11 protein-coding genes and 1 riboswitch are annotated in these 20402 nt (G+C 58.5%); of the genes, 2 read left to right on the forward strand and 9 right to left on the reverse strand.

What is annotated here, in order from left to right; genetic code table 11:
* From nifE to nifD, 3 genes are all read right to left on the reverse strand, one after another.
* Complete coding sequence (gene nifE / locus AC0L2O_RS27795; protein ID WP_473371966.1) at nucleotides 1-1644, reverse strand: nitrogenase iron-molybdenum cofactor biosynthesis protein NifE; 1644 nt, start codon at nucleotides 1642-1644, stop codon at nucleotides 1-3.
* 115 nt (nucleotides 1645-1759) lie between these two features.
* Nucleotides 1760-3319: a nitrogenase molybdenum-iron protein subunit beta gene (nifK, locus tag AC0L2O_RS27800; protein ID WP_473371967.1), complete on the reverse strand. Its 1560-nt coding sequence runs from the start codon at nucleotides 3317-3319 to the stop codon at nucleotides 1760-1762.
* An 82-nt stretch (nucleotides 3320-3401) separates the two neighbouring features.
* Complete coding sequence (gene nifD / locus AC0L2O_RS27805; protein WP_473371968.1) at nucleotides 3402-4904, reverse strand: nitrogenase molybdenum-iron protein alpha chain; 1503 nt, start codon at nucleotides 4902-4904, stop codon at nucleotides 3402-3404.
* A 606-nt stretch (nucleotides 4905-5510) separates the two neighbouring features.
* On the opposite strand from nifD, the gene AC0L2O_RS27810 reads away from it, so the two are divergent.
* On the forward strand, nucleotides 5511-5753 hold the full coding sequence (locus tag AC0L2O_RS27810) for a hypothetical protein (RefSeq protein WP_473371969.1): 243 nt from the start codon (nucleotides 5511-5513) through the stop codon (nucleotides 5751-5753).
* Between the two features lie 231 nt (nucleotides 5754-5984).
* On the opposite strand, the gene AC0L2O_RS27815 is transcribed toward AC0L2O_RS27810, so the two are convergent.
* Nucleotides 5985-6290 carry a helix-turn-helix domain-containing protein gene (locus AC0L2O_RS27815; protein ID WP_473371970.1) on the reverse strand — a complete coding sequence of 102 codons (306 nt, stop codon included), beginning with the start codon at nucleotides 6288-6290 and terminating at the stop codon, nucleotides 5985-5987.
* A gap of 2572 nt (nucleotides 6291-8862) precedes the next feature.
* Here AC0L2O_RS27815 and AC0L2O_RS27820 point away from each other — a divergent pair.
* Nucleotides 8863-9930, forward strand: a complete 1068-nt coding sequence (locus tag AC0L2O_RS27820; protein ID WP_473371971.1) for a cytochrome-c peroxidase — start codon at nucleotides 8863-8865, stop codon at nucleotides 9928-9930.
* Nucleotides 9931-10747: 817 nt separating this feature from the next.
* Here the strand turns inward: AC0L2O_RS27820 and metE are convergent.
* From metE to AC0L2O_RS27845, 5 genes are all read right to left on the reverse strand, one after another.
* Nucleotides 10748-13063, reverse strand: a complete 2316-nt coding sequence (gene metE, locus AC0L2O_RS27825; protein ID WP_473371972.1) for a 5-methyltetrahydropteroyltriglutamate--homocysteine S-methyltransferase — start codon at nucleotides 13061-13063, stop codon at nucleotides 10748-10750.
* Nucleotides 13064-13163: 100 nt separating this feature from the next.
* Nucleotides 13164-13363, reverse strand: a riboswitch (cobalamin riboswitch).
* Nucleotides 13364-14121: 758 nt separating this feature from the next.
* Entirely contained in the window at nucleotides 14122-14325 is a 204-nt protein-coding gene (locus AC0L2O_RS27830) for a 4Fe-4S binding protein (RefSeq protein ID WP_247804211.1), read from the reverse strand.
* Nucleotides 14326-14910: 585 nt separating this feature from the next.
* A complete protein-coding gene (locus AC0L2O_RS27835; RefSeq protein ID WP_473371973.1) occupies nucleotides 14911-16131 on the reverse strand; it encodes an EAL domain-containing response regulator in 1221 nt (406 codons plus the stop codon).
* A 2109-nt stretch (nucleotides 16132-18240) separates the two neighbouring features.
* A complete protein-coding gene (locus tag AC0L2O_RS27840) occupies nucleotides 18241-19068 on the reverse strand; it encodes a citryl-CoA lyase (RefSeq protein ID WP_409190673.1) in 828 nt (275 codons plus the stop codon).
* A gap of 33 nt (nucleotides 19069-19101) precedes the next feature.
* Nucleotides 19102-20367, reverse strand: coding sequence for a CaiB/BaiF CoA transferase family protein (locus tag AC0L2O_RS27845; protein ID WP_409190674.1), 1266 nt, complete (start codon nucleotides 20365-20367; stop codon nucleotides 19102-19104).
* Between the last annotated feature and the right edge of the window lie 35 nt (nucleotides 20368-20402).

The raw sequence follows: 20402 nt of genomic DNA on the forward strand, positions 1-20402 counted from the left end.
CTACTCCGCCGCCTGCAGTGCCGGCGGCTGGAGATCGGATGGAATGTCCCTACAAGCAATGCACCGCCCGCTGGAACTGGTGCACGGCGTGTTGGGCTCGGCGAGCTTCGGGCCATGCGCCGCAATCGCGCTCTCACGCTCGCTGGCCTCAGCTTGATTGGAGAAACTTATCGCCCTGACGCCGTTCCTGCTTGGGTCCCGAACTGGATTCGCGGCTTGCGCATTCATCTGGGCAACCGTCCTTCCCTGAGGCTTCCGGTCGAACTCATCCCATGGCGCGCCTTGGCGGAGCTGATCCCATATCGGACTGTAGAGCGCCTTCTCGATCTCTTCCATGAGCTTGAGGATCCCGACATAGCCCATATAGGCGTGGCAGCGCTCCTGGTTGATATCGAGCCACGGCATCGCCGCCTTCAGTGCGACAAATTGCGACTTGCCGCCCGAGAGCATGATATCGGCTTTTGCGTCCTTGAGCATCTTGTAGATCTCGCGAGGCGACATGTCCTCGATCATATGGGCCTCCTGGCCCATTAATTCCTTGATACGTTCCTTGTCCTTCTTGGTCGATTTCTTCACGGACGTGCCGACGATCTCGAGCCCGGCCTCCTGCAAGGCGGCCACCATCGACCAGGATTTCACACCGCCGGTGATGAGAACAACCCTCTTGCCGGCAAAGCGCGGCTTGAAACGTTCAATCGCAGCCCAGGCCTTGGTCTCTTCCCGTGCGATCAGGGCTTGCGTGCGTTCCATCAGCTCAGCCGGCGCGCCACTTTCGATCAGCATGCGCGCGATCTGGCGGAGTGAATCGCTGGTATCGTCGATACCGTAGAAGGAGCCTTCAAAAAACGGGATGCCGTAGCGCTGCCTCATCTTGCGTGCGACGTTGATCATTGCCCTTGAGCAAACCATCATCGCGGCTTTGGCCCGGTGCGAATAAGCGACCTCGCGATACTTGCCGTCCCCCGAGATGCACGACAGGATCCGAATTCCGAGCTCATCGAGCAGGGGCTTGACCTGCCAGAGCTCGCCGGAGAGATTGTATTCGCCGATGATGTTGACATCATACGGCGTCGTGTAATCGGGCTCTCCGGTACCGATGACATGCTCCAGCAGTGCTTCGCCAGCAAGCTTGTTACCAAGGTTCTTCGACCCGACAAATCCCGGTGAATTGATGGGAATGACCGGTTTGCCGAACTTGGCGGAGGCCGCCTTGCAGACCATATCGATGTCGTCACCGATCATTGCGGGCACGCATGTCTGGTAGACGAAGATGGCCTGCGGGTCGTATTTCTCTGTGATCTCCTTGACTGCCCTGTACAGCCGCTTCTCGCCGCCGAAGACGATATCGGTCTCGCTCATGTCTGTGGTGAAGCTTCTGCGCCACAGATCGGAGCCGGACGAGACCGAACCACGATTGTCCCAGGAATTGCCCTCACAGGCGATTGGACCATGCACAAGATGGGCGACATCGGTGAAGGGCTGCAGCGCGACTTTGGCGCCATCGAAGGCACATCCGCCGGCGGCGCCGCCCGGCTTGAGCTGCTTGGTGCAACCATTCTTGCGCTCGACCCTCGACTTGCTCGCGTTCCTGGCGCAGCCCGGTTCGTTAAAAACGTCCTGTATGGTCGTGGGAAGCGAAGTCATGGTGTCTCTCTCGGGGATGTCAACACACCGCAGACCACAAGGATGGACGGCGGACAACCTGTGATCCCCGCCGCAGCGCCGCTGGTCCTGCGGACGATGAAGCGGGGAGCTCGCCTTAGCGTATGATGTCGAAGCTGTAGTCTGTCTTGCCAACCGAGCTGGTCTTTCGATCGACCTCATCAAAGATCTTGTCGAGAATCTTGACCAGCACATTCATGCTCCCCTGATAGCCCCACACTGGATAACGATGGTGATGATGGCGGTCGAAGATGGGAAAACCGATGCGGATTAGCGGCGTTCCAGTGTCGCGCTCGAGATACTTGCCGTAGGTGTTACCGATCAGGAAATCGACCGGCTCTGTGAACAGGAGCGATCGCATGTGCCAGAGATCCTTGCCTGGGAAGGCGCGGCAGTTTTGACCGAAGGGCGAGCTCGCGAACAGCGCCTGCATCTTCTGCTCCCAGGCCTTATTCGCGTTGGTCGACAGCACGTGGATCGGTTCAGCGCCGAGCTCCAGCAAGAATGCGGCCAGGCCATAGCAGAGGTCTGGATCCCCGTAGATCGCGAACTTCTTGCCGTGAACATGCGCGCTGGAGTCAGCCATTGCGTCTACCAGACGCCCACGCTCCTGCTCCAGCGCATCTGGTATTGCCTTGTTGGTGACACGCGACAGGGTCATCAGGAAATCGTCCGTGGCGCTGACGCCCAGCGGGTGATTGAAAGCGACGACCTCCTGATCGTGTCCCTTGATGAAGGACAACGTCTTCTCCGTGCAATATTGCTGCATGGAAATGGTTGCCTTGGCGTGGACTGCGTTCGCGGCATCCTTTAGTGTAGTGCCCCCATCATACATGCGGAACTCGCCGTCCGTGGGGGTATCGAACACGTCACTGTTATCCGCGAGGATGGTGTAGCCGATGCCCATCAGATCGAAGATACGCTTTATCTCACGGACGTTTCCGACAGTGTAGCCGTCGAAGCCACCGATGAAGTTGATCGTGTTGTTCGCTTTGCGCTCGAGTTTTGGGGCCGTGCCGGCTTTGCCATCCCAGAAATGCTCGAGGATGCCCTTGAGCGTGTTGTCGTAGCCAGTAACGTGGCTGCCGACGAACGCAGGAGTGTGAGCGAATGGTACGTCGTAGTCCGCTGGGACTGAACCTTTTTCCTTTGATGTTTTAATGAAGGCATTGAGATCGTCGCCGATGACTTCCGCCATGCAGGTCGTGGCGACCGCGATCATCTTCGGCTTGTACATGTTATAGCTGTTGGCAAGCCCGTCGGTAAGATTGTTAAGCCCGCCGAACACGGCCGCGTCTTCCGTCATGGACGAGGAGACGCACGATGTCGGCTCCTTGAAGTGCCGTGACAGATGGCTGCGATAATACGCGACGCAGCCCTGTGAGCCGTGGACGAACGGCAGTGTGCGCTCGAACCCGAGGGCGGCGAACACCGCACCCAGCGGCTGGCAAGCCTTCGCCGGATTAACGGTTAGCGCCTCGCGGGCGAAGTTCTTCTCGCGGTACTCGGATGTCTTGGACCATTCTTTGATGCGATCGACGTCGGCGGGATCATGCGGATTCTCAAATAGTGCCTTCTTCTTGGCCAGCATCTGCTGGTATTCGTCTCCCTGGAAAAGCTCAGAGTGGTCGAGTATGTGTTCGGCGTTCTGTGTCATCATGGCACTCTTTGGGTTCTTGTGTTCGTTCTCCTGCCCCTTCCCTCCTCTGCGGGAAAGAAACGGCCAGGGCGTCGGTTTCTTATTCCGCTGCCATGAGGCTCGGCTGCGGAGCGTCCTTCCAAGGTGCGGTGGTCTTCCCCCAGATCGGGGAGTTGATCGCCATGTCCATGTCGCGGGCGAAGATCGCGAAGCCGTCATAGCCGTGGTAAGGACCCGAGTAGTCCCAGGAATGCATTTGGCGGAACGGCACGCCCATTTTTTGGAAGACGTATTTTTCCTTGATACCGGAACCTACGAGGTCTGGCCGGATCTTTTCGACGAAGCGCTCGAATTCGTAGCCGGTGACATCGTCGTAGATCAGCGTGCCATCTTTGACGTAGTGCTGGGCGGTGCGTTGGTAGTCATCGTTATGCCCGAACTCATAGCCCGTGCCGACAACATCCATGCCGAGGTCCTCATAGGCGCCGATGACGTGGCGGGGACGTAAGCCGCCGACGAACAGCATTACGGTCTTGCCTTCGAGCCGCGGCCGGTATTTCTCGGTCACCGCGTCGACAAGCGGTTGATATTTCGCGATGACGCGCTCGGCGCCTTCTTTGATCTTATCATCGAAAAAGCTTGCAATTTTTCGCAGCGACTCCGCAATTTTGGAAGGACCGAAGAAGTTGTACTCGCACCAGGGAATCCCGAATTTTTCCTCCATGTGCCGTGAGATGTAGTTCATCGAGCGATAGCAATGCAGTATGTTGAGCTTTGCCTTCGGCGTCGCCTCCAATTCAGCGAGAGATCCATCCCCGGACCACTGCGCGATGACGCGCAGGCCCATTTCTTCGAGCAGGATTCGTGACGACCAGGCGTCACCGCCGATGTTGTAGTCGCCGATGATCGCAACATCATATGGTGTCGGCTCAAATTTCGAGCTGCTCTCTGTGGCGCTCTTGTCAAAGATCCAATCCCGAACGGCGTCGTTCGCGATGTGATGGCCGAGCGATTGCGACACGCCACGGAAACCCTCGCACCGCACAGGCACGATGGTTTTGCCCCCATATTCCTTCGACTTTTCGCGGGAGACCGCCTCGATATCGTCACCGATCAAGCCAATCGGACATTCGGACTGAATGGTGATGCCCCTGTTGAGAGGAAATAGCTCCTGGAGCTCATCGATGAGTTTCGTGACCTTTTTATCGCCGCCGAACACGATGTCCTTCTCCTGGAAATCGGAGGTGAACTGCAGTGTCACGAACGTGTCGATGCCGGTCGTGCCGACGTAGTAGTTGCGCCGCGAGCCCCACGAGTACTGACCACAGCCGACCGGACCGTGGCTGATGTGGATCATGTCCTTGATGGGTCCCCAGACCACGCCCTTGGAGCCCGCATAGGCGCAGCCGCGGATGGTCATCACGCCGGGAATGGACTTGATATTCGACTTGACGCCACAATCCGACTTCCCCGCCTCGTGAACACTGAGATGCTTGGCGCGCCTTTTGGCGGTCTTCTCGGGGTAGACCTTCAACACCTCGTCGATTAGCTGCTTGTTGCGCGCCTTGATCTCTGCAACGCCTTGGGTAGATGCTCGGCTCATACACGTTTCCTTTTCGATTGTGGTCTCAACAAGAAGCGACGCTTTTGTGGTGGACCGACGGATTTCCGATCCGGCGTTCAGGTGTAAAGCGTGCAATCTTCGTGAGCGGTCCTACCGATCGCAAGTTCGCGGCGTTCTGGACCATGTCGCAGCCGTCGTTCACGACCTTGTAGCTCATCTCGGCTAAGCGCTTAGGAGCGCCATGTTTGACGCTGTTGATCGATGACCAAAACGCGTCTCGGTGAAGTCATACCTGCTCTCCAGCGGTTAATCATATCGGCTTCTTTACTCGCGTACGATCACGAGGCATGTCCCTGTGCATGGCGATGCAAAGGACTAACAGACGCTTCTTGCGCAGGGGTCTGCAACGAGTGTGCCAGCGCCGGTTGAATACAAAAAGCAACGTCGGTAGAGCCAGATAGCCGGCCGGCTGCGGATTGTTATAAAGCTGACTCTGTCTGGCAGCGACAAGAGTAGCCGCTAACGCCTGTCTGAAACAAAACAATCGGTTACGCGCTCTGCGAACGCCGCCAAAGATCGGTTACTCGCCGCATGAAGGTCGAGTCAGGGACGAAGAAAGTATCGCCAAGGAGACAATCACTCACCTTGAACATCAACGAGCACCGGCATTTCGGGATCGGGCTCATCGCTGCCATCGTCGCGCTTTCCGCTTTTATGAGCACGTCCGTCGGAATGCTTGGAATGATCCCACTTGCCGCGGCGTACCTGCTGGCGACCATCATCGCCGTCTGGGGTCGGGATCCCTACGCCTGGGTATTGGCCATCCTGAACGTCGTCTTCGGCTTCACGGTGCTCGGCCGGTTTGAGCACCTCCTGTGTGGGCGCTGATTGGTGCTCGAAAATCGGCGTTGGACGTAACAGAATTCGGCCCTCGGCCTGGGGAAGACTCCAGCCGCGGATCCCGCTCTAACGATGTCCGATCACGATCTCCGCGCGAAGAGCGGCGGCGAAGGATTCAGTCAGCCGAATCTCGATTGCAGATCGGGCACTGCAGGGTGGGTTCATGAGCGCTTGGCTGCCGTCGGCCTAGATGTCATGAACCCTCCGTTTCGGCGGCTCTTAGGCCCGAATAAACGTGATCCGGCCCGCTTCGCCACGCTTCCGATGTCGCTTTACTTTTATTTCGACGTCCCGATCGAACCCCGTCAGCATGCGCAGCAGCTTTTCGGCCGAAACCAACTTGAACTGCCCCGAAGCAGCTTGGACGGGTTGGACTGCTTCACGCCCACCAGCTTCGCCGCTTCGGTTTGAGTGATCTCCCGCTCCCGTCAACCGCTTCAGTTGTACGATGAGGGCTGCCTTGAGTTCGTGCTCGTCGGCGTTCGGTAGCCGGTGGGCCGGCAGCTTCTTCTTCTTCGTGCTCATGATCGGGCTGCGCGTTTTGTTCCGTGTTGATAGCTTCGGTGTCGCGCAGGCGCCGCCATGCGAGGCCAGTTCGTCCCTGAATGCGGATCGCCGGCCAAAAGAGCTGCCGATCGGACCGGGAGAACGTCAATTTGAACGCTCTACCGCGCTCGAGTGCCTTTGGAGTTTTGCCTAAACTTTTGCGGGTGTGCTCGTCTTGGAGGACGGCATATATAGCCCCGGGAGCACATATGTGTGTGCCTAAGAATATGGACAGTAATTCGTGTGCGCGCGCCTGCGGAATTCAGCGTAAGACACGTCACTTGGATAGAAGAGATTCTGGCCAATCTGTGAATTCCAACTCGAAGCTACGTAGGCCAGTGGGTTTTGTCGTGAATTTAAGGGTCTTCCCTGAAAGGCCGGCCAATGAACCAGATGCGAACTTGAAAACTGTCGTGCCGGAAGTTGCGACCCCAATGCCTTGCTCGCCTTCCATGCTAGAGAAGTCGGTCGCCTCGGAGAGTTGCCCAATTGCAACTCCCTCCAGCGCGTGGTGAAATTCCATGGACGCCAAGTATGTCCTTTTGTCAGCAGCCCACTCGCTGACCGACACTGCTGTGATCCCCGCGTCGGTCAAGAGACCACCTGCAATCCGGCAGCCATATTGAACGGTGAGAATGACCCGCTCATTCCGAACTCCGGCCGGCTCTCGATCGGCGGCAGTGATCGTGCACGCGTACCGCCTTGTTTCCGCAACCGCCCCCATGCTTAGCCCGATCCACTCGAGAGCGGAACATAGTACAAAAGCGAGAGCGGGTCTTATCATTCGACTGCACCTGATCTGAAATATCGTTCGCCTGCTCTGTACAATCTGACGTTACGGGCGATTCAAGCTCCTTCGATCGCTCTGCCGGATCAACGTTACTCAGGTGACTGCGGTGTTCGCAGAAACGAGGCGAGCGGTATCCCCCGGCAGCGCCCTTTGATGGGGGCCGGAACGATTTCATTATCGGTGCGCAGCGGGCAGCACGTCGGTGAACCAAGGCTATGGGCCGAGCTTTTCAGGTCGGCGGCGGCCATGAGGGGCGCGACGGCCCGCGGCGCCGGAGCGCTACATTCCTGACTCAGGCGCAGGCGCTCTGTGAGCGGACGCTATTTAACGCGGAATGCTCCCGCGGCACGGTCCCGAAATTTTGCTTCACAATCTCAATGTAAAAGGAAACGTGGCCGAGACGAGCCGTTCAAAGGCAGACTGCCGCTCAAGCAGACGCTCTTCGAGCATCTTACGCTGGAGATCATCTAGCTCGCTTTGAAGCCTTCTGCGACAACGCCAAATGTCATTCCGTACGGATCTGATCTCATTCAAGCGATCGTCAATCGAAGCCATCACGGATACCGTATCCCAACTTGAACCAGCCATGGACAAGTGCTCAATCGCTCCTTCCTCGGATCTCAGGACTTGGGCCATCTGCGGACATGATGTCACGATCTCCTCCCAGCGTGTCCTCTTGTATCGGCGTCTTTCAACGCAAGAGCACGAAGTAGCGGCTGCTCCTGCAGAAGTTCAGCTTATTTTGCCCTCAGCGCGCAGGATTTCAAAAGCTAGCAGCAGCCCGTGAGTGGGCCGACTAGGTAATTCAGCCAACACCGGCCGGATCAGGGGTCAGGCCGGTCACCTGTCGAATTGGCTAGGACGGTCGCACCGTCAGACTCTGGGCAGCCGCGCCTTTCAGACTTGAGCATGGCAATTGCCATGCCACCGAACCTCAGGTGGAATTGAAACAAGCCATGTTCGGTTCGGAGGCTCGTCCTTGCAAACGAGCCGGGGCTTCGCGGCGGCGGCGCGCCAGAGCGCCCCGCATATGAGTCGGAGAGGCTTCAGTCGGCGGGACTCGGCGAAATCGTGAACAACGCGCACCGCCGGGCGCCTTGGGTCAGTGTCTCGCCCAGCTGCGTAGGTCTTGTTACTGCCATTCCCGCGTACGGCCGGCAAGCTGGCAAGCGAACCTCACCACAAAAGTATCTGCGGTCATCTCTAGCCGTGCCTGGCGCTTGTGGCATCTGTGACACTGAATGTAGTGATCAAACCAACACATGCGACTTTGCTTGTTCGTCCGGACTCGTTGTACAATTAAATCAGCGACTTGCATCTCGGACGCAACTGGCATCGCAGTTGCTAAACGTCCAATGACACCGTGATCGCTGAGCGCGCCCAGCGGTATAAGACGGATACATCAACTTTGCGGGGGCGTATTGACCAACCAATCGCTCGATGGAGCACCGATGCGGCCACCGGACAGCTTACTGCTTGCGGCACGCTTGTCGTTGACAGATCGACCATCACGCCGAACGTTGAGGCGCTAGTCTGATCCACCAACAGAAAGGCCGCGACTAGCTCGAAGCGAACTCGCGAATCACATAAGCCCCTCAAGCCCGTGCGTGAACGCCGGCGGCGAGCACCTCGAACTCGCACATTTTGATGCAGCCTCGCTTCAGAGGATCCGGTGCATGCTGCGCCGGACCGTCGAGGAACGCGGGGCTTCGCCTTCGACTCTTTCCTTGTTTAACAATCAGAACTAATGAGGCGGGTGGTATGAACAAATCGATCCGGGAGCTTCGACTCGTGGCTGAGGCATCTATTTTAGCTGTTGGGCTGCTGATGTCGTCAGGAGCTAACGCCGACGATGATCTGATGAGAAATGCCAGGCAGATCTTCCATCCGATTCCCTCGGTCATTCCTGCGGTAAAAGACAATCCAGTGACGCATGGAAAGGTCGAGCTCGGCAAGATGCTGTTCTTCGATCCGCGGCTATCGGCCAGCGGGATCATTAGCTGCAATACGTGCCACAATCTCGGGACCGGCGGAGTCGATGTCGGTCCGACTTCCGTTGGCCACGGCTGGAAGGTCGGCCTACGTCGGGCCCCAACCGTCTACAACGCAGTGTTCAATGCGGCCCAATTCTGGGACGGACGTGCCGCGGACCTCAAGGCGCAAGCCACCGGTCCTGTGCAGGCGAGCGCCGAAATGAATGCGACTCCGGATCATGTGCTCGGTATCTTGAACTCAATGCCCAGCTATGTCGTCTTGTTCAAGAACGCTTTTCCGACCGAAGCGAGACCGGTCACCTTTGAAAACTTTGCGAAGGCGATCGAGGCTTTTGAAGCGACTCTCATTACGCCTGCGGCTCCATTCGATCAGTATCTCGAGGGCAATGCACATGCTCTCGATGATCAGCAGAAGTCCGGGTTGGCACTGTTTATGGAGAAGGGATGTTCCTCTTGCCACAATGGAATCAACCTCGGTGGACAGGCCTACTTCCCGTTCGGCGTGACGAAAAAGCCGGACGCAAGCGTGCTTCCGGACGCCGATAAGGGGCGGTTCGCTGTCACTAAGGCGGTCGGCGACGAATATGTCTTCCGCGCGGCGCCATTGCGGAACGTCGCGTTGCGAGCCCCTTACTTTCATTCGGGACAAGTTTGGAGCCTCAAGCAAGCTGTTGCCCTGATGAGTGAAGTCCAGCTCGGCGCCAAGCTTAGCGATAGGGAGGAAAGCGACATTGTCGCATTTCTGAATTCGCTGACCGGTCGGCTGCCTAAGATCGAATATCCGGTGCTACCAACGCGTAGCAACACGACACCAAAGCCTTCAATAGACAGATAGCCTTAGCAGCACAGGCCTCATTCCCTGCCGAACAGCAACAGATCCAACGCAAGAAACCGGCATCCCGCAATGACGCCTAAATGAACGATCTTGTGCTGTCACTCATCACCAGCACTATCAAAAATGCCCGGCCTCCACGGGAGGCCGGGCAGAAGTCACGCAGGAGCGACGCTCCGTTCCGCATCGCACCAGCTTTCGTCGGTAGGGAGGACTACCGGCGATCGATTTACGGCGAGGGCACTCGCCGTCAAACAACAAGAAGCGGATATCGCTCCGCGCAACTTAGCGAGCCGCCAGCCTTCCGCTCCTGCCTGAAAGTTCAACACTTGCCACCACTTGCCAGCTGTCCGGTTAGCAAGGGGAGCCTTGATGGAGCTGGGATCCATCGCGCAGGCGGTTTGGCTGCCGTGTCCTGAAACTCAAGCGTCAGTTTGCCGTCACGCGGCAGCGTTTGGCAGCGCCCCGACACCAACAACTCTTCTCGAAGATCGGGCCAAGGCGCCAATTACGTATAAAATTCTGTAAGGGCGGTAAAATCGATTGTTGTGATGGGACGCATCCACGCGATGGATAAATGAAAAGATAGGGCCGTGGTTCGCGTCCAGCGTTAGTGAGGTGGAATATGTCATCTGATCGGTGTGGCCGGCATGCTGGCGTCCTCCGGATTCGAGCTTCTCACCGGCTGTATGCGATCGCCTCCACCGAGGCAGGCCGGCATTCGCACGCGCTGGAAGGTTTGGGAGGCTCGCAAGATGTCCCGACCTCCCAAACCGCGTTCATCCTATTCACAAATACGTTGGCGACACGCTCCGCACGATCATGTCTCAGCCCGCAACTCGCGTGCAGCGGCCACCATATTGACGAGCGCGGGACGCACCTCCTCCCACCTTCGAGTTTTCAGTCCGCAGTCGGGATTGATCCAGAGCTGCCGATCGGAAACCCGCTGCCGCGCCAACACGATCAGCTGCTTGATCTCCGCTGCTGCGGGAATGCGCGGTGAATGAATGTCATAGACGCCCGGCCCGATCTCATTAGGATATTTGTAGCTCTTAAAAGCATCGAGCAATTCCATTCTAGAACGCGAAGCCTCGATTGAAATGACGTCGGCATCCATTGCTGCGATCGCATCGATGATTTCGTTGAACTCGGAATAGCACATGTGGGTATGGATCTGAGTTCGATCAGCGACAGCGGAGGAGCAAATGCGGAAACTGTCCACTGCCCAGTCGAGATAGTCCTTCCACTGCGATTTGCGTAGCGGCAATCCCTCCCGCAACGCGGCCTCGTCGATCTGGATCATGGTCGCTCCAGCCGCCTCAAGGTCAATGACCTCATCTCGGATCGCGAGAGCAATCTGTCGGCATGTCTCGCTCCGCGGGATGTCGTCACGGACGAACGACCAATTCAGGATCGTCACCGGTCCGGTCAGCATAGCCTTGACGGGTTTTTTGGTCAGAGACTGCGCGTAGCGCCACCATTTGACGGTCATGGGCTTCGGGCGGGAGACATCTCCAAACAGGATAGGAGGACGAACGCACCGCGAGCCATAAGACTGAACCCAGCCGTGCTTGGTAAATGCGAAACCCAACAGCTGCTCGCCAAAGTATTGAACCATGTCATTGCGCTCGAACTCACCGTGTACGAGCACGTCCAGGCCGATATGTTCCTGCCACTGCACGGTACGGGCTGTCTCTGCTTTGAGACGCTGCTCGTACTGCGTGTCATTCAGCGCTCCCCGGGCATGAGCCGCACGCGCATTGCGGACGTCGGCCGTTTGCGGGAAGGATCCGATGGTTGTCGTTGGAAACATCGGCAATGCGAACGCGACGCGCTGGACGTCCGCACGCTGGTTGAACGCACTGCGACGGCGACGCATGTTATCGCCGATGGCGGCCATTCGTCGGGCGACGTTCGCACTGTGGATCTTGGGCGACGTTTCGCGGGTGACGGATGCATCCTCTGAGAGCGCGAGTTCATCGGCCACGTCGGCAGCATGGCCGGCCAGCGCTTTGCCCAATATTGAAAGCTCCTTGATCTTCTGCACTGAAAACGCCAGCCACGCCTTCAGATTGGGATCGAGATCGGTCTCTAGCTCAACGTCAGTCGGAACATGAAGCAGCGAGCAGGAGGGAGCAATCTGAACACGGTCCCTGCCCAGCTTTTTGACCATAGGAGCAAGCTGGTCGAGCAGCGCCGGCAGATTGGAGCGCCAGACGTTGCGACCATCAACGACGCCTAGCGAGACCACGAGATCTCCACGGGCTCTGGCGACAATCGCGTCCAACTGGCCGGGTGCCCGAACCAAGTCGACATGGAGCCCGGCAACGGGCAAAGCCAAGACTGTCTCAAGATTGTCGCCGACGCCCCCAAAATATGTGGCCAGCATGATTTTTAGAGCCGGCACGGCGTTAACGAAATGAGCATAGGCCCGGCGGACAGCCGCCCGAGATGCTTCGTCGACGTCCATCACTAGGCATGGCTCGTCGAGCTGAACCCATTCAGCGCCGCGCGAGGCTAGTTCGCGGAGAACATCGACATAGACGGGGAGGAGCCGATCAAGCAGCGACAGCGGATTGAATGCGGGATTTACGCTTTTGCCGAGCTTCAGGAAAGTGACTGGGCCCACTAGGACGGGCCGCGTCTGATAGCCGAGGCTTCTTGCCTCCTCATATTCCTCGATCGGCTTCCGAGAGGCATACTTAAAGATCTGATCCTGATGAAATTCCGGCACCATGTAGTGGTAGTTGGTATCGAACCACTTCGTCATCTCCTGTGCGGCTACGCCGCGCCCATGCTGAGCGTGACCACCGTCCTGAGCGCCACGCGCCATGGTGAAGTAGGTTTTGAGCGACACAGGACCTTCGGTCCAGCCGTAAACGTCGGGAATGGCGCCGACCATTAGGCTGGTATCGAGCACATGGTCGTAGAGCGAGAAGTCATTCGAAGGAATGACGGTCGCACCGCGGGATTTCTGCCGTGCCCAATTAGCGGCACGAAGTCCACTCCCCGCCTCGAGGAGCTCGGCTTCGCTGGATTTTCCCGCCCAGTAGCTCTCGAGCGCGAATTTGAGTTCGCGTCGTGGGCCGATGCGTGACGTCCCCAGTGTGGCAACGGGAAGCGAAAGGATAGACATAGCTTAGACCCCATGATTGGGGCAAAGGCCATGGCGGACGCATACAGCGAACATCGCGTGAGCGACAACTGCTTGGCGCACACCGGGACACCCCGCCCGTGGACGATATCTTGTCGAGGCAGGTCTCCTGGCTCACGGGTCGTCGGTGCTGTCCGGCCTTCCCGAAGCCGCATGGCTTCAGTGACTTCGTTGGACAGCGGCTCGCCGCTTACAGTTGCGGGGGCAGCGCCGGTTTTGCACCGGCTTCCCTCTTAGCTCCGGATCAAACGAAATCCAAAGACCGCGACGGCTGGAATTATGCGCACGAGGATCGATGCGTCAACCTACCGATTCTCGCGGCGATATTGCCCAAGCGATTGCGAGCGTACTAGCAGCGTGCGAGGGTCTGCGCGCGGCCTGGTGAACAGGCGCGGATCTGTGGAGGCTCCGCTCGTAAAATGCGTTCGCTTTCAACACCGTGCTCGCGTAAACGGATGAACTCCGCGACCGGAACGAACCCGGGCCGTTTTCGCTATCTGTATGATCGCGACGAGGCTGGTTTTCCGTCAGCAGCTTTTCCAACCTGCGAGTCAGGAAGATGCGATGAGCCTTGGCCGGCATCCGTTTGGTCATAGCCCATGAGGCTCCCTAGAAACTGGGAAGCCGGATTGCTCCAGGATCGCACGGATGATCAAGTCGACTCCTTGGTGTTCGGCCGGCCCGCGACGAGGCACGAGGTCGTCCGTCTCCGTGAGGTTGGTTAAGATGATCTTCTCGGTACGCCAGGTATTCACGTGCTGAGCGACTTTGGCGCCGGCTTCGATGCGCTCGTGGCCGCTCGACGCCGGTCTGCCTCGCCTCGGCTCGCAACTAGCGACCATCAGCCTCAACGCCGCCACTGGAGGATCTTCGTCCGACCGAGGCCCTTCGAGGGCCTCCTCGGAGTCGATCAGCGTCTTAAGCGCGTAACGATGTTAATCGACCTCGATGCGCCCCATGCGGCGGGTGGTCGCCTCAAGGTCGACATCTACGACTTCGTTCGCGAAATCGAGCGATGAGGCCTTCTGGACGCGGGCTGCTTATGCTGTCTTGGACGGGACACAGGTGTCAGGGACCGGACAGACCACCGCGCATTGCGGCGTGTCGCAATGGCCCTCGCACTCCGTACATTTTTTGGCGTCTATAACGTAAATGTCGCGCTTCAGGCTGATCGCCGCGTTGGGACACTCGAACTCACATGCGCCACAAACGGTGCATTGCGAAGCGACGATCTTGTAAGCCATGCCTTCCGACTCCTTAGGCGAGCGATGCCATAGGCGATCCCTTTCAAATGCCGTGCCAAACGCAGACGCGCTCAAGGTTGGGCAATTTGCACCCAATTCGGCTGTCCGGGGTCTGAGACCATGTTGCATCTGCGACAGCAACAGGCCGCTTCAATTCCAGGCCAGGAGCCCTCGGGCCCTCTTGAGAGTCAGTCGCCGCTTGAGCGCTGCGAGCGTCCGTCGGTTTGTTTGGGAGGTCAGCGCGGGGCAAGCGACGCTCGACGCTTCCGAAACCGGCCGCGCGACAAAAAGCCGCGAGCGGACGCAGGTCTACGTCGGATCTCGGCAAACCTCCGGTCACACACCACCGACGGAGGTTTTCGCAAGCCTCGCTCATGGCTGCAACGCTAGCTCCGCGGATCGACTCGCTGGAGGCTTGCAAAAACGGGTTTGTGGTACAACAAGCTTCGTAGGGAAGTGAAGTTGCGGCGGGGCGAGCGACACTTGCCTTGCCAAGTGACCGACTGAATTGCACTCAGCCTCATGCCTGGTGCCGAGTAGGCACGGCGGTACTCGTGAGCGCTGCTAGGCTTCGCTTGGCCGCACTCAGCCACTCGTGACGCAAGCTGGAGCATGGTGGAAAGATGACTGTGCAAATTGCTTCAGTGGCATGGCTTTTCCGAACAGATGGCCCTGCGCAAGGTCGAAGCCGAGTTCGGTCACAGCGATTAGGTCGGCCTGGCTCTCCACACCTTCGGCGACGGTGCGCACATTGTACTCTTTGGCTAGATCGACGATATGGCGGCACACCGTTCGCTTGAGGGGCCCATTCGCGCAGCCGCCGACGAACTGACGATCCACTTTCAATTTCATGAACGGGAATTTTTCTACGCCCATCAGCTGTGGCCAATTGGCACCGACATTGTCGATTGCAAGGCCAATGCTGTGAAAGCGAACCTCACGCGCAACCTGGACCAGGAGATCTAGGTTCTGGATAGCTTCCACGCTCTCGATTTCAATCGTCAAACCGCCGAAAGCGGGGTGCGACGGCATGCGCCGACAGAGATCGCGTACCGCCTGCGGGTCAATCAGGAATGCTGCCGGGAGATTGATGGAGAGATCGATCGAAGTTTTCTGCTCCAGAAGATAATGCCAATCCTTGATCGCGCGGTCGATCACGAACTGCGACAACTCCCTAAAATGCGGATCCTGAGGCTCCGGGATGAAATAGGCCGGTGGAACAACGCCCCAGGTCGGGTGCCGCATTCGCACATGCGCCTCTGCGCCGCGACGGCTAAGGGTACGCGCGTCAAACTTCGGCTCATACCAGAGCTCAAGCCAGCCAGCATGTAAGGCTTCTCCGACATGAACCGCGGGACGGGGCGCCGGCTCTTTTGGCAAGAGCATGGCGATCCGATCGCGCAACGTCTCGGCTGCAAACGGCGTCCTGAGCGGCGGCAGCATAGCAAGCCCATATTCACTACCGACCTGCTGCACCGCAGCCATGATGATCGACTCTCGGGCTCCGAACGCCAGCACTCGGCCTGCAAATTCTTCGCGTACCAGTATCTCGAGCAATCGTCCAGGCTCGATGCGGTCCGAGCCGATGCCGAGCAGGATCAGATCAGGGAACTCCGTGCTGAGTACGAGCGGCAGCTCGTCAGCAGTCCTGCATTCGCTAATAACAAACCCCATATTCTCCAGCACATCCCGTAGAAAGGCGCGCAGATGCCGCTTGCCGACGGCCAGGCACGCCCGCGGCCGTACCTTACGTTGCCCGAAGATTACAGGTTTCCCTCCGACCAGTTCGGCCTGTCCATGTTCCATCGCAACCACTCCCGTTCCGTGACGGTGCCTTAAACGAGGAGCGAAGGTCTAGACAAGCTGTGCTTCCCGATATCTTTCGATTGTTCGAGATAAGCTTAAGATAGCGCATTAGTGTGCAAAATCTTTCGCGATCTTGCTCAGACGATTTATCGGGCGCACGGGTGTGATACCTGTCGCGCTTCTCGCAACTTCGTACGAGTGACGCACGCGAGGTGGGAATCTCTCGTTCGGACGCACCGAGCTGACGCCCTATGGCGCTGCCATCATCGTGGTGCACGGTTTATTCAATCGAGTAGTTCGTGAGCGACGATCGGCAATCACTCTTACGAACGTTTGATCGGCATGACCGGCGTGTGCCGTTTGGTGATATGTTTTCCAATCGAAGGCAGTCCATCATGAGTTCGCAGCTGCTCAACCCGCAGTCGTTCTGAGAACGGCAATGGCTTGCAATTAACTCAGCTCTGTTGCCTATAGCGAGTGTGGACGTCCTGCTTCCTACCGAGCCTGATAGTTGCTCTCAATTGCGTTTTCTGTCTCCTACTGAGCATGAATTTCCTCCAGAGGGCTAGGTCGGGTGTTCGTGTTGGCGCTGAAGCGCAAGGTCCGTCTCGCGGGGCACGGCTTTGCGCAAGAGCGTGCCAGGAGATGAGAACGCGGTCGCAGAAGCGGTCGAAGAGCTACTTTCAGAATTAGATTGCCCCGGACCGGAGTTCAGCCTTCAAGGCGCGAACCAGGCGGCGTTGCGCCTGATTCAGGATCCCGAACGGGGTTTCATTTTGTCGTCGAGGAACAAGGCACCGGACAAGATTGTAGGGGTAGCTAGCATCTCGGCCGTACAGGCGGTGAGAGCAGCCGGAGCGTACGCGTGCTTCAGGAGCTATGGATTTCTCGTGAATTCCGGAGCTCTGGTCGGCATCTGCTCGAGGCGGTAGATTCGGCGGCGAAGCGCCGCGGCTGGCAGATGATTGAGGTTGCGTTGCCTCCGGATGGCTATCCGGCCCTAGAACGGGTACGCCACTTCTACGAGGAGAGGGGATATCGGGTTGCAGGATTGCGCGCGCGCAAGAGGCTCTGACAGAAGTACGACCTCTGCGCCACAGACCTAAAGCGTCTCCTGGTTTAGCGTGCTATCGGTAAAGTCCTTCAAGCAGTAAATCCTGCGGCTTGTTGCTTCTGAAAACGAACGCTTCACGCGTGCGTCGCCGCCGAGCATGATCGAGAACCTTGACGTTATGCGGTGCTGACTCCCAGCGCGAGCGGTTACCTCTTCGGCCTTCTTGGCGAGAACGTTCGAAAATATCAGCGACCAATCATTCTTCATTGTGGGAATCGATACCGCGGCCCGCCCGACCAAAAGGCGACAGGTCGGCGGCGGCCCGTTGCGGGCGAAGCCCGACCCAGCCTTACGAATCGTTCTTTTGCGCCTCCCATGCAGTGCGATTTTCTGACTCTGGTTTGAGATCACCGCACACAAACGCCATCCATTCGTCACCAGTTACATTCTTTGGGCAAGTGGCCAGGCCAGTCGTCTACCACTCATTCCTGTATCTTGGTGCGGCGGACCGGCGCGTGAAAGGATTCCGCACCACCTTGCCTCTCCTGCTGGCGAATTTCGAGGAAAGTGAGCGAGATCAGCCATCAACACTGATCCGGTAGCGTTCCGTAATGAGCAATGCGCCGAGTGCCGCGTCTAACACGACATTCGTGCAGCTCCCCCCTGCGCAGGACTGGATGCGAGCGGACCGCTTCGCCGTTTGGCGCCCAATACGAAGACGTGGCCGACGGAATCATGCGCGACAAAGAGCGTCCCATTTTGATCGACCGTCAGTCCGTCAGGACCGCTCGTCCCGAAGAACCAGCTGAATCGTCCGACTTTCCCGACGCCGCCGTCACGCATCAGCGGTACGCGCCAGATGCTATTGTCGCGCGTCACGTCGACGACACAGAGATTCTCGGGCTGGTCGAACGACGGTCCCTCGATGACACAATCTACTGGCTATCCCCACGGTTCGCGTCTGCCCATTCCGAAGAAACACCCGGCGACGAAACTCCGCCGGCATCGACCAAAACACGCTGGTCTCAATCAGCTTGGGCGGGCTTTCGAGATACTCATGATGGGCCTTCCAGTCTGCGACACGGCCGGCCCTCGTATTTGTAGCCGAACTGCTTGGGCATTGGGCCCTTGTTGCGATCGTTGCGCCCAGTTTGCTCCCAGGCGTGAGCCAGGATTCCGACCGCGCGCGACAAGCAGAAGACCCCCCGCGCGAGCGGAGAGGCGAAGCCCAGTTCGCCGTAAATGACCGCGGTCGCGCCATCAATGTTCATCGGAATGAGCTTGCTCTTGCGCTGTTGCATCACCCGCTCGATCGCGCGAGCGGCCTTGGCATAGTCGCCGCCGACACTGCCCTCGTCGGCTGCGGCATCCACCAGCGCCAATAGTGGGGCCGCGCGCGGGTCGACTGGATGAAACCGGTGGCCGAAGCCCGGCAGATATTTGCTGCGGGTTGCGGTGAAATGGTCGATTGCAGCGCCCGCGGCCTGCTCGATCTCTCGCCCTTGGCGCCGTCGCAGCACATCTTCGTAGAGTTCGACAGCCTGCTCCCCTGCTCCGCCATGCACGTCATCGAGCGTGTTGATTGCCGAGGCCATTGCGCCGTTCAGGGGCAGGCCGCAGCTCACCGCCATTTGGGCAATTGCAATGGAGGGCGCATGCGGACCGTGGTCAACGGATCCAACCAGCGCAGCTTGCAGCAGCTGCTCCTGTGCTGGCGTCGGCAGATTGCCACGTAACATCAGCCAGATCATGGCGGGAAAGGAAACGCGGCCTATCAAATCTTGAATTGGATAACCGCGATAGGCGATGCGACCTGGCGCGATATCGCAAATGGAGGTTCGCCACCAACCGGCCGCTTGCTGTCGCAGTTCTTCTTCGCTCATTTCCGGTTCCATCTTTTCAACCTGCCTATTGCCTCATGATATCGGTCCGTCCGTGGCTACGCGGACGGGCAGGAAGTCAGCCTCTCCTTGCTTTGGCGTCCCGACGGCCCGGCTTGAGACCAGTTGCTCGACCTCCGCGTACGAATAGCCGAGCCGCTGCAGCCATCTCTCAGTGTCTGCTCCGAGTGTCGCAGGTGGTGAAGGCACCGAAAACTCCTCATCCAGCCGGAAGCCCGGCCGCGTGATTCGTAACGGCTGCGCATCGTCTTGTTCTGGTGCCAAAGTCTCGACGAATCCGCGCTCAAGGACCTGTGGCTGCTGCAACACTTGCGAGACCGTCAGCACACGGCCGGCAGGGACACCAGCCAGATTCATTTGAGTCTCCCATTCCTCAGCGGGCTTGCAAATCAATGCCTTGTTCAACTCCGCGCTCAGCGCAGCGCGGTTGACCTTGCGCATCTCGCGTCCAGCAAAGCGTGGATCCGCCTTCAGGTCCGGTCGCTCGATCAGGTCGCATAGAGCTTGGTACTGCTTCTGCTCGTTGGCCGAAATGTTCAGCGGGCCCGTTGCGGTGCGGAACGTGCCGGACGGAGCCGCGGTAAAGTTCTCGTTGCCGATGGGCTGCGGCTCGACCCCGGCGTTCAGGTGGTTGGAGACGACCCATCCCATCGCGGCGACGGTGGCTTCGAGCAGGGACACGTCGATGAACCGACCCCGGTGCCTATGCCGCTGGTCGACCAGAGCCGCGGCGATGGCAAACGCAGCAGTCAGTCCCGCGATCGTGTCCGAGATCGGAAAGCCCGTGCGCAGGGGAGCCGAGGCTATATCGCCGGTGACGCTCATGGCTCCGGAGAGACCCTGGACGATCTGGTCATAGGCCGGACGGCCGGACCACGGTCCGCTCTGCCCAAACCCGGAGATCGCGCAGTAGACCAGACGCGGGTTCAGCCTGACAAGCACATCAAAGCCGAGGCCAAGGCGTTCCATCACCTTCGGCCGGAAGTTTTCGAGCACCACGTCGGCTTCCTTGACCAGTCGCAAGAACACCTCGCGGCCCGCTTCCGATTTTAGGTCCAGCGCAACCGACTGCTTGCCGGCGTTCACGGCGACAAAGGAAAGTCCCTGCAGGCGCTCCGCTCTTTTCGGATCCGCGCCGAGGCGCCGCGCCAGGTCGCCACCGTTTGGGTTTTCGACTTTGATCACCTCCGCGCCAAGGCGCGCGAGATGATAGCCGCAGAACGGACCAGCCAGCACGTTTGAGAGGTCGAGGACGCGGATACCGGTTAACGGCAGAGACATTTCGAAAGAGCCTTCTTTGATGATCCGATCACGAG

It is taken from the genome of Bradyrhizobium sp. Kon10 (assembly GCF_055807395.1).

Bases quoted from the DNA above. Each gene is read 5' to 3' on its own strand.
- nifE (WP_473371966.1), bottom strand. From the start codon at position 1,644: ATGACTTCGCTTCCCACGACCATACAGGACGTTTTTAACGAACCGGGC.
- nifK (WP_473371967.1), bottom strand. From the start codon at position 3,319: ATGACACAGAACGCCGAACACATACTCGACCACTCTGAGCTTTTCCAG.
- nifD (WP_473371968.1), bottom strand. From the start codon at position 4,904: ATGAGCCGAGCATCTACCCAAGGCGTTGCAGAGATCAAGGCGCGCAAC.
- AC0L2O_RS27815 (WP_473371970.1), bottom strand. From the start codon at position 6,290: ATGAGCACGAAGAAGAAGAAGCTGCCGGCCCACCGGCTACCGAACGCC.
- AC0L2O_RS27820 (WP_473371971.1), top strand. From the start codon at position 8,863: ATGAACAAATCGATCCGGGAGCTTCGACTCGTGGCTGAGGCATCTATT.
- metE (WP_473371972.1), bottom strand. From the start codon at position 13,063: ATGTCTATCCTTTCGCTTCCCGTTGCCACACTGGGGACGTCACGCATC.
- AC0L2O_RS27830 (WP_247804211.1), bottom strand. From the start codon at position 14,325: ATGGCTTACAAGATCGTCGCTTCGCAATGCACCGTTTGTGGCGCATGT.
- AC0L2O_RS27835 (WP_473371973.1), bottom strand. From the start codon at position 16,131: ATGGAACATGGACAGGCCGAACTGGTCGGAGGGAAACCTGTAATCTTC.
- AC0L2O_RS27840 (WP_409190673.1), bottom strand. From the start codon at position 19,068: ATGAGCGAAGAAGAACTGCGACAGCAAGCGGCCGGTTGGTGGCGAACC.
- AC0L2O_RS27845 (WP_409190674.1), bottom strand. From the start codon at position 20,367: ATGTCTCTGCCGTTAACCGGTATCCGCGTCCTCGACCTCTCAAACGTG.